The following is a 15,268-nucleotide window of genomic DNA, read 5'->3' on the forward strand; positions in this document are numbered from 1 at the left end:
CGGGACCGAATCTGACTCACAGCAGGTGGGGAACTATCTGGCCGTACGCGGGGAGAAACCATGGCCACAAAATGCGCCATAAATGGCCGCCAGTGGGGAGCTTACGATGGCCGTCGACATTCTACGTTGCTGTTGCTGTTGCGGTGGTCGCGATCAGCATCCTCGGGAACGCCTACCATGCGTTCCACTCCGCAACAGTTGCGCAACAGGTCGTTGCGGCAGGTCAGAGCATCGGCTACACGCCTCTCGACCCGGCCGTTGCTGCCATGATCGCGGTCATTCCGCCGGTGCTCGTACTCGCCTTCACGCACGGTCTGCGAATCCTGATCAAAGCAACGGGTATTGCATATTCCGACTACAAGATCGAGATCGACAATGCTGCCGCAGGTGTGGGTACGGTTGGTACGCAAAGCGTCGTCATGCGCAACGAAACAGCCGTAGGAGCCCAGCCTTCTTTAGGCGTCGTAGAAACGCATGACGCGCCGGAAAGCGCTCCGCGCTCGAGCCCCTCCGAACAAACGGGGTCTTCAGTGGACCCGGAGCCGTCGAACGCAGAGGCGGTGGCGCACGCCGAACTCGAATGGTTCATTGCCACATCGGACCTGCCCGACGCTGTCAAGGACACCGCACGACGCAAGCTTGCAGACCCGACTCTCACCTGGGAGCTGATCGCCCAGACGTCCAACCCTCCGGTTGCAACATCGACCTCGTGGCGCCGATACGAAAAGTTCGATACCGCGGCCCGAGCAGCTGGCTTCGACAATCCGCCGCTCATCGACATGCGAGCCTCCGATGTTCACTTCACCGACCAACTCGTCACTACAACGTGAGTAGCGCCGCAACCTGCCAACGCCAAGGTTCCCGAGCGCCAGGAATTGCATCATCATGGAGGGATTGACCACAGCAGAGTGCCCACAGACTGCAGGTAAGGAACCCGCATTGACCGACCCAGACGACCGACACCACTTGATCGTTCCGCCCGAACCGCGCCAGCGACCCCGACAACAGCGAGCGCACGAGACGAAGGCCAAGATCCTCAAGGCAGCTGCACGCTCATTCTCGATCGATGGGTACGCCGCTACCTCCACGAACGACATCGTTGCGGAGGCTGCCTCCACGAAAGGAGCCGTGTACTTCCACTTCGACTCCAAGGAAACGATCGCGCGAGAACTCATCAACCACTGGTTGACCGCGCTCGGCGGAATCCGACAATCAACCGACGAATCAGCAATACCAGCGATCGAGAAGTTGGCTGCATTCTTCAACGGTTCAGCGACGCTTATAGCCGACGATGCCCTGGCCCGAGCCGGCCTCAGGCTCACCACAGAAGCAGGTCTCGATACCGCCCCACCCGCGTTCCGTGAGTGGGTGGAACTCGTCAGCCGACTCGTCGATACTGCGATCGCAGACGGACAGCTTCCCGCCTCTGCCGCCCAGCGCCTGGCCGCGAATCTGTGCGCGGGATTTATCGGCGCAGTTCAAGTCATACAGGTACTGGGCGACCCTGGAGATTTCACTTCACGCATCGACGACTTAGCGAACGCGTATTTGATTTCAGATGCGTAGTCCGCGCGCTGGCGAGGTCGTGAGTAGGGGAGAGGAACCGGACTCAATCCTCGCGGTGACGTCGCCAACCGTGTGCACGGTGTACTGCTAATTCCTCGACGGTAGCGGAGCAGTTGCGTCGTCGAGAGGAGTGACAAAGTGCCTGACATCGAGAGCCGAATCCCCGAAGTGCTTTGTCTCATAGCGACTATTTCAGCGATCCGAGCCGTACCGACGTGGAGACGTCACCAGCGATGGGACCGTCACTGAGACTGAAGAACACCAGATAGAGATCGACCGATGAAGACAGCGGAAACCGTGTGCGTGGCAAGGTGTGCCGCGGCGGGGCCGCTGAGCACTTCATCGGCCCTTGCCTCCCGTTGAAATGATCGGTTCCAGAACTCGCACGCGATGGTGGTACCAAAACGAATCCCACTTAGGTACCATCAGCATATGAGCACGCAGATCGCGGTACGACTACCGGACGAGATCGTGGAATTTCTCGACGACGAAGTCAGGGAACATCGCGCCGCCTCGCGAGCCTCATTAGTGTTGCGCGCTCTCGAACGGGAGCGTCGCCGTCAGATAGCCGCACGAGACGCGGAGATCCTCTCGGCCGCAACATCCGAACATGATCTGAGCCCCCTCGCTCACCACACCGTGAATCGACAGTCAACAGGCTCGACCTGATGCGACCAATTCATGAAGCCAACCTCGACTCAGTTCGGCCGGTCCTCGTACTCACCCGAGAGATGGTCCGTCCACACCTCGGGACCGTCACGGTAGCGCCCATCACCGGCGAGATCCGAGGACTGTCCACTGAGGTGTCTGTCAGCGCCGCTAACGGACTGTCCGCCGACGCGGTGGTCAGTTGCGACCACATCACGACCATTCCCGTCAGTGCACTCGGCAACATCATCGGTTATCTTCTTCCAGCGCAAGAGGAATCACTGTCCATAGCCGTGCGCGCCGCCTTCGATCTCGAATGATGACGACAGTGAACGGAAAGGATGAAACATGGCGCTGAACAATGGGGAGCAGTTCACGCTATTCGAGCTCGAGCCACCAGAATCCGCTACTCGTTCGGACGAAGTTCCCGAACCCGATCAGCCTTCTCTGTTCGACGTTGACGACACCGCTTGTCTCGAAACGGATTCCGGGGTTGCGGAGCACCCCCGGACCGACGACATCGTCGCCCCTCCGGATGAGCGCTCCAACGAAATGGAAACGGAACCCACCCAGGCGTCAGAACTCGACGCAACTGAACCGGCCGCCCTTCCTCCCGCCAGCGAGGCAGCAGACGGCCACGCCGTCATTGTCACAGCAGCCGGCACCTACACACCGTCTGGCCACACACTCACCGGCCCAGTCGATTCCATCGAAAAACTCGACAAACTCATCAGATGGGCAACGCTCACCCCGCTGGGCGCACCGGCACAGATCTGGATAGTCGGAATCGAAGCCTGCGAAATTCTCGGATGGATCATCGACCCAGGCAGCGAAGACGATGTCGATGACATGGAAATCCTGCGCACCCGCGCTGCCGAAGAACTCACCGCGATCCTCCATGCCACGCTGACCCCGATGCTGACCGCAGGATGGGAACTGCGCGGAGAACCCGGCCACGTTGTTCACCTCTCCCGCACCACCGGGAACTTCACATCCATGGTCGACATTTTCATCGAACCCTATGTGTGGACCTACTGGAACAAAGACTTCGGATGGGGCAATCGCGTGGGGGACATGGGGATCCTCGGATCACCCACCGCCGGAACCTACCTCCCCGACGACGACCTCCCCGCTGCGCGGGAACTGGGACGCCGACTCGCCTGGTGCGCACAACACCTCGGCGTGCTCCCCGGCCCCACCCCCGCACGCACCGGCGCCGCCATCGTCGACAAGATCAAACGCGACCGCACCCGCAGCGGTAAAGGAATCGTCGTCACTGTCGGTGGACCGGTCCCACCGCTGGACGGCGAACCCCGCGGAGATCTCGAACCTGCCGCCGGATGGACCCGCATCCCGGACCTCGAAGAACTCTCCGACGCAACACAACTGGTATCGATAGACCAACGAGCTGCGTACCTCGCTTCCGCTGGCATGCTCGAATTCGGCTACGGAAAACCTCGACATCTTCGCGGCGAGGACGCGCTCGACGCTGCCCGGCAATCGAAAACCCCGTTCGGACTCTGGCGTGTAACCCTCCCACCGGGTGACATGCTGGCGCTGCCACCCGCTCTACCGTTGCCTCACCCACACATGCTCGCCGACCAACCTGTGCAGACCTGGATCACCACCGTCAGCCTCGATGCACTTCAAACGTCCATCGCCGATGGCGGGATCGGTGCAGAACTCGACGACCTCGACATTGCAGAAGCGTGGGTCTACCCGCAGCAGGGTCGGGCCCTCGACAAGTGGGCGAAATTCTTGCGTGAAGCCCGCAAAGTTGCCGTCGACACCGGCGATGCAGCAATGAAACGGTTCATCGGAGCCTGCTACAAGGGTTACATCGGCCGAATGGTCAACCCCGACATGTGGACAGCCAAACAAATGCAACACCACCATCAACCGCTCTGGCGGGCAGCGATCATCGCACACTGCCGCTGGCGAGGCCGCCGTGTCGCGATGCGGATCGCACGCGAGACCGGGCGTTGGCCACTGCGCACCGTCACTGACTCCTGGGTCTACCCCCTGCCCCCGGGTATCGACATCGCAGACGAGAGTGACGCACTCGGGAAGATGACTCTGGAAAAGAGCGCCTCGCTCACCGAGGACATAACCGTCATGCTGACCGACGCGCGCGACACCCACGAGATCAACCTCGCACTCAAAGCTGCGTTCACCGACGAAGATGAAGGAAACATATAGTGGCCCTGCATCTTCCGAAACCGCGATCTACCAAACCTGCACAGAAGACCGTTGGCTTGGACGGACTCAACGTATCCGTCTCGACAGCAGCGACCAGTGGTGTCGAAAAATCGAAATCGGTCAAAAGTGGGGGATTAGCGGGACTCACCAGCAAAGTCTCCGTACGTCAGCTCCGTACTGAAATCGGTAAAGAAGGCCTACGGCAAGCAGCTGTCGACGCCGGGAGAAAGCCCCCCTCGGACCGAACACTGCGCCGTTGGGCGCAGCAAGGACGAATCCCGCACCCCGACGTCACCGAACGCGCCAGGCGGCGAGCCGCTATCGAACGCCTCGGTGGAATCGATGCTGTCGCACAGAAGATCGGCCGTTCACGATCAGCGGTCTCTCGGTACCGTTCCGGCGAAACGAACGAACTGCGCGCTGACGCGAAAAAGAAACTCAAAAACGTCAAAGCTCGCGACATCATGGACCGCGCCGGCGTCCTACGACCCGACGGGCAACCCAAAAAGGCCACCATCCGAGTCCGCGGGGGAGTGTCCGTCCGCAACGGTTCCGAAGAAGGTTACGACTATCGAGTGCGTACCCTGGACTTCGCGAACTCCGACAGCCCCTTCAGTCTCGACGAAACACGAGAACTCGCCATGGCTTTGGCAGGCGACGATCATGCCCGGGTGGTTGCCATCCTCGAACGTCACGCCACGATGGATTACCCGGAAAACAAGGGTTTCGACCAGTACGGCGACACTTTCGGATTTCACTTCGATTCCATCGAATCCGTCCACATCGACTGGACATAGAACTGCCCTGCCCCTCGACGCACCGGGCAGGACCAGGCATCGCGTTCGCAGACCCTCGTGCGAAACACCGATAGCGATCTCGGCACCAGAGGATACGTCGGCCAGGTTCGAGAATCGAATGGCGCCTCTCAGTCGGAGTTGTCAGGTTTGACGGGCAGTTGGGAGTCGAGTTCGGAGACAGTGGCTTCCACAGCTGCCGCGATCTCGTCGTCGGTAGGGACGAGATCGCGAACCTGGGAGGGGAGAGTCTCATAGGTGTAGTCGGCTACGGCGAGGGGTGCAGTTGTCCCGGCAAGTGAATACCGGACGACGTTGTCGTTGCGGCCGGCGCAGAGCAAGATTCCCACAGTCGGGGCGTGGATGTCCTTGTTGCGGAGGTTGTCGTCGATCCACGAAACATAGAAGCCGAGCTTCCCGACATACTCCGGCTCAAACCTGCCTACCTTCAACTCGACGACGACGAACCTCGCTTGCACCCAGTTGAAGAACAGCAAGTCGATATAGAAATCCTGATCACCGACCTCAAAATGGTACTGACGTCCAACAAAAGCGAACCCGTGTCCCAGTTCGAGGAGGAACTGCTCCAGCCGACGCATCAGCGCGGACTCCAGCTCCCGCTCCGCGACACGTTCGGTGATGTCGAGAAAATCGAAGACGTACGGGTCACGCACCAATTGCTGAGCGAGATCGGAATCCTCGGCCGGAAGATGGTCCTGAAAATTCGACGGTGCCGCACCGATCCTGCACCGTAAACCGCTGTTGATCTGATTTTGCAGCACATTGCGCGACCACCCGTGTTCAGCAGCCGTTGATGCATACCAGTCGCGGTCCGACTGGTTATCCAGCTTGTCGAGCAATACCGTCACATGACCCCACGGCAATTGGCCAACAGGTTGTTGGCCAATTGCATCGCGCCCCCAGATGCTCGCCATCTGCCGCATGTACTTCAGATTGGTCCGTGACAACCCACGCATGTCGGGAAAGGCCGATCGAAGATCGACGGCGAGCCTGTCGATCACCTTTGAACCCCAGCCCTCGGCCTCTTGACGCTGCACGATCGCATGCCCTATGTCCCAATACAGGCTGAGCAGTTCGGTGTTGACGATTCGGGTGGCGCGAACTCGCGCTTGCCGAACTTGCGACTTGAGATGGTCGAGAAGCTGGGCGTAGTCGGCGGGCAGTTCGGCTGGAGCATTCACCCATCCATCTTTACCCAGCGCTGCTGGGAACGCCCACCGGACATGCCCCCACTTCTTCACAGGGCGCATTGATCGGAGTGAATACGTCCAGCACCATAGCGGCCCTCACCTGAAATCGGGCGCGTCCGGCCTGTCCGCGCGCGGACAGGTACATCGTGTTTGCTGGTAGAGAAAGGTTCTGATGCCGTTCCTAGGTTCGACCATCCACCGTCCGGTATGCATGCTGATGACGGCAACAGTCGTCGCAGCCTCCATCGCTTTGATGTCGCCGGGCATTGCGTCCGCCCAATCAAACGGATGCTCGAAGACTTTCAACCTGTTCATCCCCGGAACCTGGGAAACCGCAGAAGACGCCGATCCCTCGATCGCGGTCGGTATGCTCAAACCGATCGCCCACAGCATCGCGGACACGAACGGTAGCGCGGCACAGGTCCACACTCTGCCGTACATGGCCCGAGCCTTCGACAACGGAAAAACCTACGCAGACAGCAAATCTGATGGTTTGACGAGGGCGAAGGACGTGATCGCCGAGATCGCAACGAAATGCTCCGACACCAAATTCACCATCACCGGCTATTCCCAGGGCGCGGACATCGCAGGTGATCTTGCCTCTGAAATCGGCAACGGCTCCGGCCCCATCAAGGCAGAGCAAGTCCTCGCGGTCGGGCTTCTCGCCGATCCCGGTTCCGGAACGAACGGCGAAGCAGTCATCGGCCCGAAGCCGTCAGGAAAGGGGATCGCCGATCCGCGGCCGCAGGGCATGGGGAAGCTCTCGGGCCGGGTCGCGTCGATCTGCGATCCGAAAGACCTCTACTGCTCGATCCAAAAAGGTTCGAGCCCGCTGCTCGGATCGCTGGGTTCAGTGCTCACCAAAGCTCCGAGTGCTGGAGTTGACGGCCAGGTAGGCGACAATTCACACCTGGCCACCGCGCTGGCGTCGGATTTCTCCCAAGCCGACCTTCCCAGCCTCGCCACAGCCACTGGCAATCTGACCAGTGAACTCTCGAAGACGGACGGCACAGTCGACCTCGAGAAGGTCGCCTCCAGCGCGAGAACGCTGGCGAACACCATCAGTCCGCTCGCGGAACTACTCGGCTCCGGTGCCGCCAATCCTGCGGCGAACGGGCAGCTCGCTGCAGCTCCCGCCGGATCAGCCGAAAAAAATGCCGGCCACGTTCTAGACAAGGCCGGAGAATCTGATCTCAGCAGTGCGCTCTCGACGGTGACGGCGATCGCCGACACCGCGAGCACGCTCGCCAGCAAGGGCTCCACGACGCTGCCGGCTTCATCTCCGGACCTGACCTCCCTGTCGACCGCTGCTGGCACCCTCGACAGTCAGATCGCCCCACTCGCCACGACACCGAGTGACGTCCTCGGATCTGCCTCCGGAGTCCTCTCCTTACTCAAACCCACAGTGCTCGTCAACCAAGTCCTGGGCGTCGCCACCGGCTTCACCTCCCTGGATATGCCTGCGATCCTGGCGAACCTGAACCTTCTTCCGCAGAAGGTCTCCGCGCTCGACGCCCACGGTGCCCACAAGGTCGCAGGGGATCTGAACAACCAGTTCTCCCCATTGGTGAAGATGGCCGCGGGTATCGATCTGAAATGGGTCTCACAGATTCTGTCGGCAATCCCGGATCCGTCCGGCTACTCAAAAGTGGCGGCGCTCGTCGCGTCGATCCTGGGAGGAGTCGACATCATCAACCTGGCAAACCTCGTCGGCCGGGTGCAGGAAATCGCTTGGGCCGCAGTCGAGAAGCTGCTTCCACCGCCGGGACAGCTCCCCGACCCGCTCGGGGCCGGAGCCGCCATGACCGGACTCGTCCCAGTCGGACTCGAACTCGCCACGGTCGCGGTCAACATGCTCGCCGGCAAAGCTACGAAGACTGATCCGACATTGCTCGGCAAGCAGGCCTCGACGTCCACCACCACTCAGACACAGAATCTGGACCTGCCAGCACTCGCCGGATCGTTGACCACGATGGCCAGCTCACAAGACCCCAACGACCTTGCCTCCTTGATAGGGGAGGGGTTCGCCGCAGCGTCCTTCTTCGCCTCCGGGGCACACCAGAACTACAACTCTCTCGTCGTCGACAACGCTGGCCGCAACGCGATCCAGTGGATCTCGGACTGGCTCAATCTGCAGATCGGACGCGCAGCATGAGCCGGCAACCCGCCCTCACTCCGACATTTCGAAGAAAAGAATCTAACGATCGGCCCCTCCTGGAGGGACGGGGCGGGCACGCGTGGTCAGTCCCCACCGCCGATCGAACCCACCTCCCCAATCTGACGAAGTAGCACATGTCCCAGATGGGGGAGACCGCGATACTGCCGAAGCGGGTGAGTTCGCTGTAGCGGCGGCGTATACGAGTGCGAGCTAGCCGCCATCTTGCAAACGCCGCCTCGTCAGATCGTGGCGCTACCCGTTTGAGTAATCCGGAGCTGGGTAGGTGCTCGTCATGGAGTCTTCGCGAATCGATGCCGAGATCACGTTGATGGTAGACGGCAGCAGCCACACCCTGACGGTCGACACTCGAACCACGCTGCTCGACGCGCTGCGGGATCGCCTCGGCGTGACGTCCCCGAAGAAGGGTTGTGACCACGGGCAGTGCGGATCGTGCACGATCCTCCTCGACGGGCGGCGCGCCGTTACGTGTTTGACGTTCGCAGTGGCACAGGACGGCGCACAGATCACCACGGCAAATGGTTTGTCGGGCCACGACGGTCTGCATGCCGTACAACAAGCCTTTCTCGACCAGGATGCGCTCCAGTGCGGGTACTGCACCCCGGGGCAGGTGTGCTCGGCAGTGGGGATGCTCGACGAGGTGAAGGCCGGGCACCCCAGTCACGTCACAGAGGACCTCGATGCTGACCCGGATCTGGACGACGCCGAGATTCGAGAACGCATGAGCGGGAATCTCTGTCGCTGTGCTGCGTACGGCAACATCGTCGCAGCGATTCGACAGGTAGTGCAGCCGTGATGCCGTTCGAGTACCGACGCGCCGAGGATGTCGACGGCGCGTTGGCCCTGGTGACTGAAAACCCCGGCGCCGCCTTTCTCGGAGGCGGCACGAATCTGGTCGACCGTATGAAACTCGGCGTGACCAACCCACGCATGGTGATCGATGTAAGTCGGCTGCCCCTCGCCGGAGTGGAGATGCTTCCGCATGGAGGAGTCCGCATCGGCGCGACAGTTCGAAACAGCGATCTCGCAGCCCACCCCGTCATCCGCCGCCGATACGCGGTGCTTGCTCGCGCTCTCCTGGCCGGAGCTTCAGGGCAGCTTCGTAATGCCGCGACAACAGCCGGCAATCTGATGCAAGCTACCCGCTGCGTCTACTTCCAGGACGTGACAACTCCGTGCAACAAGCGGGAACCCGGATCTGGTTGCTCCGCCGTCGGCGGCCACGTGCGCTACCACGCAATCCTGGGGGCTTCCGACAAATGCATCGCCGTGCACCCGTCCGACATGGCGGTCGCGCTGGCTGCGTTGGACGCCGTGGTCGTCGTAAGGGACCGCCGTGGCGAGCACAACATTCCTGTCAACGAATTCTACCGTCTCCCTGGAGATTCACCGGAACATGACACAGTTCTGAAACCCGACCAGTTGATCGTTGCAGTGGAGCTGCCCGTGCCTGCACCGGCGGCGCTGTCGACGTACGTCAAGACACGCGATCGCGCCTCCTTCGCTTTCGCTCTGGTTTCGGTTGCCGCTGAGATCGAACTCGAAAACGGTATTGTCGCGGGCGCCCGAATCGCCATCGGAGGCGTGGCGCACCGCCCCTGGCGCGCGTACAAGGCGGAAGAGGTCTTGCTGGGATCCCCGCCTACCGAGGAAGTGTTCGTGCAAGCCGCAGATGCCGAGTTGGCGAACGCGAACCCACAGTCGGGCAATGCTTTCAAGATTCCCCTGACACGCGGCGTCATGGTTTCGGTGCTGAGGTCACTCACCACCGGAGGGCCGACGTGATGAGGATGATCGAACCGGGCTACCTGGGAAATCCGATGGAGCGTCTCGACGGGTCCGCGAAGGTCACGGGGACGGCGCTCTACGCGTTCGAACATCCCGTGGAGAATCCCACCTACCTGCACGCCGTCCAGGCGACGGTTGCGCGTGGCCGCGTCGTCAGCATGAAAACGGAACTGGCAGAGGCACTTCAGGGTGTCGTCGCCGTGATCACCGTTTTCGATGCCCCACGCTTGGCGGATACCGAAGACCGAGAGCTGTCCGTACTCCAGGACCCAGCCGTCCACTTTCGCGGACAATTCATCGGTGCTGTGATTGCCGAAACACCCGAGACAGCCCGTCATGCAGCCGGGTTGGTACAAGTCGAGTACGACGAACTCCCTCATGATTGTGAGCTACGAGCCGATCGCGACGACCTCTACGCCCCGGAGGACGTCAACGGATTCGCGACCGACACGACCGACGGCGATGTCGAGTCGGCATTCGTGGCTGCGGATGTGACGATAGATCAGACCTACACCACTCCACTCGAACACAACAATCCGATGGAACCGCACGCCTGCATTGCAATCTGGGAGGACGACGCCGAGGGTGGGCGGGCGTGCGTCACCCTGTACGACTCTACTCAGGGCGTTCATGTCGTTCGCGAGACCCTGGCGCCCATGTTCGGGCTCGAACTCGAGCAGATGCGAGTCGTGGCGCCACATGTCGGCGGAGGGTTCGGTTCGAAGGGATCACCTCACGCGCACAACGTATTAGCGATTCTTGCTGCCCGCAGGACGGCGGGGCGACCTGTCAAGTTCGCGCTCACGCGGCAGCAGATGTTCGCGATCGTCGGATACCGCACATCCACCATTCAGCACCTGCGCCTCGGTGCGAACTCCCACGGTCTTCTGACGGCGATGTCCCACGACGTAATCGAGCAAACGTCGAAGATCAAGGAATACGCGGAACAGACTGCTGTTGCCACCCGGATCATGTACGCCACGCCTAATCGCTCTACCTCGCACCGGGTTGCAGCCCTCGATGTTGCAGTCCCGTTCTGGATGCGTGCCCCGGGCGAGACTCCGGGTATGTATGCGGTCGAGGTAGCGATGGACGAGCTTGCCGTAGCTTGTGGCCTCGACCCGATCGAACTTCGTGTTCGGAACGAACCCGAAGTGGATCCGGAGAGCGGAAAACCTTGGTCAGGGCGGAATTTGATCGACTGCATGTACGCAGGCGCGGAGAGATTCGGGTGGAAAGATCGGAGTCGGCGTGATGGACGACGTCCGGTGCGTGGTGGTCTCAGTCCGGACGGCAACTGGATGGTGGGTACCGGCATGGCAGCGGCAACCTATCCGGCAATGACGAACCCCGGTTCGAAAGCGCGCATCGTCTTCGGAGCCGATCGAATTTACACTGTTCAGATCGGGGCGGCCGACATTGGCACGGGAACCTGGACCGCTCTGACTCAGATCGCCGCCGATGCTCTCGAATGCCACATAGAGGAAGTTCGGCTCCAAATCGGCGACACCACATTCCCTTTCGCCACAGTTGCCGGTGGCTCCGCCGGTATCTCGTCGTGGGGCTCTACTATCGTCGCGGCTGCCCGTCAGTTCCGCGCGGAACACAGCGCCACTCCCCTTGCCGGCGTGGAGACGACAACTGAGACGCCGGAGAATCCGGACGAGGACGTTTACTCCATGCATTCATTCGGTGCTCATTTCGTGGAAGCGCGCGTACATCGCGAGACCGGCGAGATCAGGATCCCCCGGATGCTCGGTGCATTCTCGATCGGACGCGCAATCAATGCAAAAACGCTTCGCTCACAGCTCATCGGAGGAATGACGATGGGATTGTCGATGGCGTTGCACGAGGAAAGCTTCCGGGACAACAGGTTCGGCCACGTGATGACTCACGACTTGGCGAGCTACCACATCAGCACAAACGCGGATGTGCAAGACATCGAAGCCTTCTGGCTCGACGAGACTGACGCACACGTCAACCCGATGGGATCGCGGGGCGCCGGCGAGATCGGGATCGTCGGGGCAGCAGCCGCTGTTGTCAATGCTATCTACGATGCTACCGGTGTGCGGGTACGCGACTTGCCGGTAACAGCGGACAAGGTCCTGTTCAGATGAGTCTTCGGACGACCGTAGAAGGTTAAGGAGCAAGCAATTCTCGAGCATCCCCTCATTCAGCGATGTGAAAGCATAGGCTTGATCACAGCTCTGAAAGGCGCAGTCACCGTAGTCATCGCGTGGGTGATCGCGAACAGCGTCTTTCATAGCCCTGAAGCATTTCTCGCTCCGTACGCTGCACTCTTCATCATCGGGAACACCGTGCGGAACTCGATGCGGGTGGCCGCCCGCCAGGTCAGTGTGGTCGTCCTCGGAGTTGTTGTGGCCGCCGTCGCGGCGGTGACCCTTCCGACCGTCGCTGCATTGGCCATCGCAACGGGTGCAGGAATACTCGTCGGCCGCATTCCGCGGTTGTCGCCTGACGGGATTTGGGTCGCCGTCACCGCCGTATTGGTCCTTCTGTACGGAACAGCAACCAACCCGTACTTGGTGATGCACCGCATTGGTGACGTAGTGCTCGGAGTATTCGTGGGCATCGCGGTCAATGCCGTGTTGGTGCCGCCGGACTATCTCTCCGACGCCAGAGACCTCTTGGTGGCACGTACGCATGAGGTCGCGGACATTCTCCGACAGATGGCCGCGGACGTGAAAGCCATTGCTGGAAAACAGGGTTCATGGCGTCAACGCGCTCTGTCGGTGAACAAATCCGTTGCCGCGGAGACCGCGGTGATGGACGGTGAAGCCAGCCTGGTCGGAAACTTTCGCAAACGTGGGTGGTTGCGTATAGGAGGATCCGAGTTGTTTCGCCCGGCCGCCGAAGCACTCGATCGAGCAGCGCTACATCTCATGGGCCTGATCCTTGCCGTCGAGGACGGCGATTTCAACGAGAACGGGAGTTTGCAAAGTGCCGTCTCGGAGTTGCTCGAAGCGATGGCCATAGCCTTTGCCGATGCGGGAAGAGGTCCGGTGCACGACCCTACCGACCATCGTTCCGTCACGACCTTGCCCCTTGCCCGTGAAAGATTGACCGCACTCGAAAAGCTCGTGCAGCAGGGAACAGTCACAACGTCCGTCGCACCTTCGATAGTTCTCTCCAGCCGTGGGTTACTTGCGGCGCTCGCTGTCCTCGATCGAGAGGAGTACGGAAGCTAGGGGAGTCTCGACCGAGTTTCGACACCCGGCTCACTGGGTAGCAACTCGGGCATGGTGACACACACGGTTGATGCGGGCGACGCGCGTAAGCCTTCCGATCCGACCGACCTGACGGCGCAGTCGTGGAAGTTCGTAGCACGACGTTCTGCCCGAGAGTTCACTCGCGATCAGTGCACCGATCTGGCGGCGGCTTTGACGTACTACGCTGTGCTGTCACTGTTCCCGGCGCTTCTGGCGCTGGTGTCCCTGCTGGGAGTTGTCGGCCAGGGGCGTGCCAGTGTGGACACGGTGATGGAACTGGTAGCCGCTGTCGGACCGGACTCGGCCGTGGACACGATGCGTGGCACCGTCGAACAACTGGTGGCGGCCCCTACCGCCGGTTTCGCATTGATCATCGGTCTCGCGGGTGCGTTGTGGTCGGCCTCCGGCTATGTCGGCGCATTCGGGCGAGCGATGAATCGTATGTACGAGGTGGAGGAAGGCAGGCCGGTCTGGAAACTTCGTCCTCTGCAACTGGTCGTCACCCTCGCAGGACTTCTGTTGGTTGCCGCGGTGATCCTGATGCTGGTCGTCAGCGGACCTGTCGCCAAGGCGCTAGGTGATCAGCTCGGCATCGGAGACGGCGCGGTGACGACGTGGAATATTGCGAAGTGGCCCGTCATTCTGATCTGTGTCGCGTTGGCGGTGGCGGTGCTGTATTACGTGACTCCCAATGTGCAACAGCCGAAATTTCGTTGGATCAGCGTCGGAGCAGCACTCGCTATTGCAGTGTGGATCGTGGCTTCAGTCGGATTCGCTTTCTATGTAAGTCATTTCGGTAGTTACAACAAGACGTACGGATCGTTGGCCGGGGCGGTCATCTTCCTCCTCTGGTTGTGGATCACCAATCTTGCGTTGTTGTTCGGAGCAGAAGTTGACGCGGAACTCGAACGCGGCCGGCAGTTACAGGCCGGAATCGAAGCCGAAGAATTCCTGCGGCTGCCTCCTCGGGACACCAGCGTTTCGGAAAAGAACGCTCGTCTGCACGCACACGATATCGCCGCCGGTCGCGAACTTCGCGAAACGCACGGCGGCGAAGACAACGAAGGGACGTCGACCATGACCGAGCGATCCGATAGCCGGGCAACCGTTCCGAGCACCGCGCCGCCGAAAACTGTCGACACAGAGGGCGTAGACCCGCACGCACTGTCGACCGTACAACTCGTCGAGCGCCTCACCGAGCAGGTGTCCGACCTCGTACGGGCCGAAATGTCGCACGCAGTAGCCGAAGTCAAGACGAAGAGCACCCGGTTCGGTGTAGGGGTCGGTATCTCCGGCGCCGGCGCACTGCTGCTGCTGTACGGCTTCGCGGTACTTCTGGCGGCAGCAGTACTCGGATTGGCCACAACCCTCGAACCTTGGCTTGCAGCTCTGATCGTCGCGGCAATCGTGATCGCCATCGGAGCAATAACCGCACTCGTGGGAGCCAAACGAGCGAAGTCCGCGGCGCCACCACTTCCGGAAGAGACCGTCGAAAGCGTCAAAGCTGACATCGCTACTGCCAAGAAGGGCGTGAAATGAATCGCCCTGGGTTCGGTGGAGACTTCTGGCCTTGGAAACGAGGATGGAAGCATGCCGAATGAACGGGTGTCAGGGAGGCCGACGATGCGGCGGTATTCGCCGGAGGAGAAGGCCGGT

At 61.0% G+C, this 15,268-nt stretch carries 13 protein-coding genes; 12 read left to right on the forward strand and 1 reads right to left on the reverse strand.

Translation table 11 applies throughout. The annotated features are described in order from the left end of the window. Window positions 1–92: 92 nt before the first annotated feature. The 6 genes from ASU23_RS00365 to ASU23_RS00390 all read left to right on the forward strand — a co-directional run bounded on the left by ASU23_RS00365 (window position 93) and on the right by ASU23_RS00390 (window position 5,210). Window positions 93–830, forward strand: coding sequence for a hypothetical protein (locus tag ASU23_RS00365; protein ID WP_253741098.1), 738 nt, complete (start codon window positions 93–95; stop codon window positions 828–830). 109 nt (window positions 831–939) lie between these two features. After that, the gene (locus ASU23_RS00370) at window positions 940–1,566 is read left to right on the forward strand and encodes a TetR/AcrR family transcriptional regulator (RefSeq protein ID WP_253741100.1); all 627 of its coding nucleotides are present in this window, start codon (window positions 940–942) and stop codon (window positions 1,564–1,566) included. Between the two features lie 432 nt (window positions 1,567–1,998). Further along, on the forward strand, window positions 1,999–2,235 hold the full coding sequence (locus tag ASU23_RS00375) for a YlcI/YnfO family protein (protein WP_054781845.1): 237 nt from the start codon (window positions 1,999–2,001) through the stop codon (window positions 2,233–2,235). After that, window positions 2,235–2,534, forward strand: a complete 300-nt coding sequence (locus ASU23_RS00380; RefSeq protein ID WP_019749527.1) for a type II toxin-antitoxin system PemK/MazF family toxin — start codon at window positions 2,235–2,237, stop codon at window positions 2,532–2,534. Before ASU23_RS00375 ends, ASU23_RS00380 begins: the two co-directional genes overlap by 1 nt. A 28-nt stretch (window positions 2,535–2,562) precedes the next feature. Continuing rightward, entirely contained in the window at window positions 2,563–4,413 is a 1,851-nt protein-coding gene (locus ASU23_RS00385) for a hypothetical protein (protein WP_058036894.1), read from the forward strand. Further along, the gene (locus tag ASU23_RS00390) at window positions 4,413–5,210 is read left to right on the forward strand and encodes a hypothetical protein (protein WP_058036895.1); all 798 of its coding nucleotides are present in this window, start codon (window positions 4,413–4,415) and stop codon (window positions 5,208–5,210) included. Before ASU23_RS00385 ends, ASU23_RS00390 begins: the two co-directional genes overlap by 1 nt. Before the next feature lie 128 nt (window positions 5,211–5,338). On the opposite strand, the gene ASU23_RS00395 is transcribed toward ASU23_RS00390, so the two are convergent. Beyond that, a complete protein-coding gene (locus ASU23_RS00395; protein WP_058036901.1) occupies window positions 5,339–6,409 on the reverse strand; it encodes a YhcG family protein in 1,071 nt (356 codons plus the stop codon). Window positions 6,410–6,629: 220 nt separating this feature from the next. Here ASU23_RS00395 and ASU23_RS00400 point away from each other — a divergent pair, with 220 nt between their 5' ends. The 6 genes from ASU23_RS00400 (at window position 6,630) to ASU23_RS00425 (ending at window position 15,151) form a co-directional block, all read left to right on the forward strand. Next, complete coding sequence (locus tag ASU23_RS00400) at window positions 6,630–8,573, forward strand: cutinase family protein (protein ID WP_156423037.1); 1,944 nt, start codon at window positions 6,630–6,632, stop codon at window positions 8,571–8,573. Window positions 8,574–8,868: 295 nt separating this feature from the next. Next, the gene (locus ASU23_RS00405; RefSeq protein WP_216637106.1) at window positions 8,869–9,390 is read left to right on the forward strand and encodes a 2Fe-2S iron-sulfur cluster-binding protein; all 522 of its coding nucleotides are present in this window, start codon (window positions 8,869–8,871) and stop codon (window positions 9,388–9,390) included. Next, window positions 9,387–10,379: a xanthine dehydrogenase family protein subunit M gene (locus ASU23_RS00410; RefSeq protein WP_172826974.1), complete on the forward strand. Its 993-nt coding sequence runs from the start codon at window positions 9,387–9,389 to the stop codon at window positions 10,377–10,379. The genes ASU23_RS00405 and ASU23_RS00410 overlap by 4 nt, the downstream gene beginning before the upstream one ends. Beyond that, complete coding sequence (locus tag ASU23_RS00415; protein WP_058036898.1) at window positions 10,379–12,499, forward strand: xanthine dehydrogenase family protein molybdopterin-binding subunit; 2,121 nt, start codon at window positions 10,379–10,381, stop codon at window positions 12,497–12,499. The genes ASU23_RS00410 and ASU23_RS00415 overlap by 1 nt, the downstream gene beginning before the upstream one ends. A 78-nt stretch (window positions 12,500–12,577) precedes the next feature. Beyond that, window positions 12,578–13,591, forward strand: a complete 1,014-nt coding sequence (locus tag ASU23_RS00420; RefSeq protein WP_058036899.1) for an aromatic acid exporter family protein — start codon at window positions 12,578–12,580, stop codon at window positions 13,589–13,591. A gap of 51 nt (window positions 13,592–13,642) precedes the next feature. After that, window positions 13,643–15,151, forward strand: coding sequence for a YhjD/YihY/BrkB family envelope integrity protein (locus ASU23_RS00425; RefSeq protein WP_058036900.1), 1,509 nt, complete (start codon window positions 13,643–13,645; stop codon window positions 15,149–15,151). Window positions 15,152–15,268 lie beyond the last annotated feature (117 nt).

This window comes from Rhodococcus sp. KB6 (assembly GCF_001445685.1).
Lineage (GTDB): Bacteria > Actinomycetota > Actinomycetes > Mycobacteriales > Mycobacteriaceae > Rhodococcus_F > Rhodococcus_F qingshengii.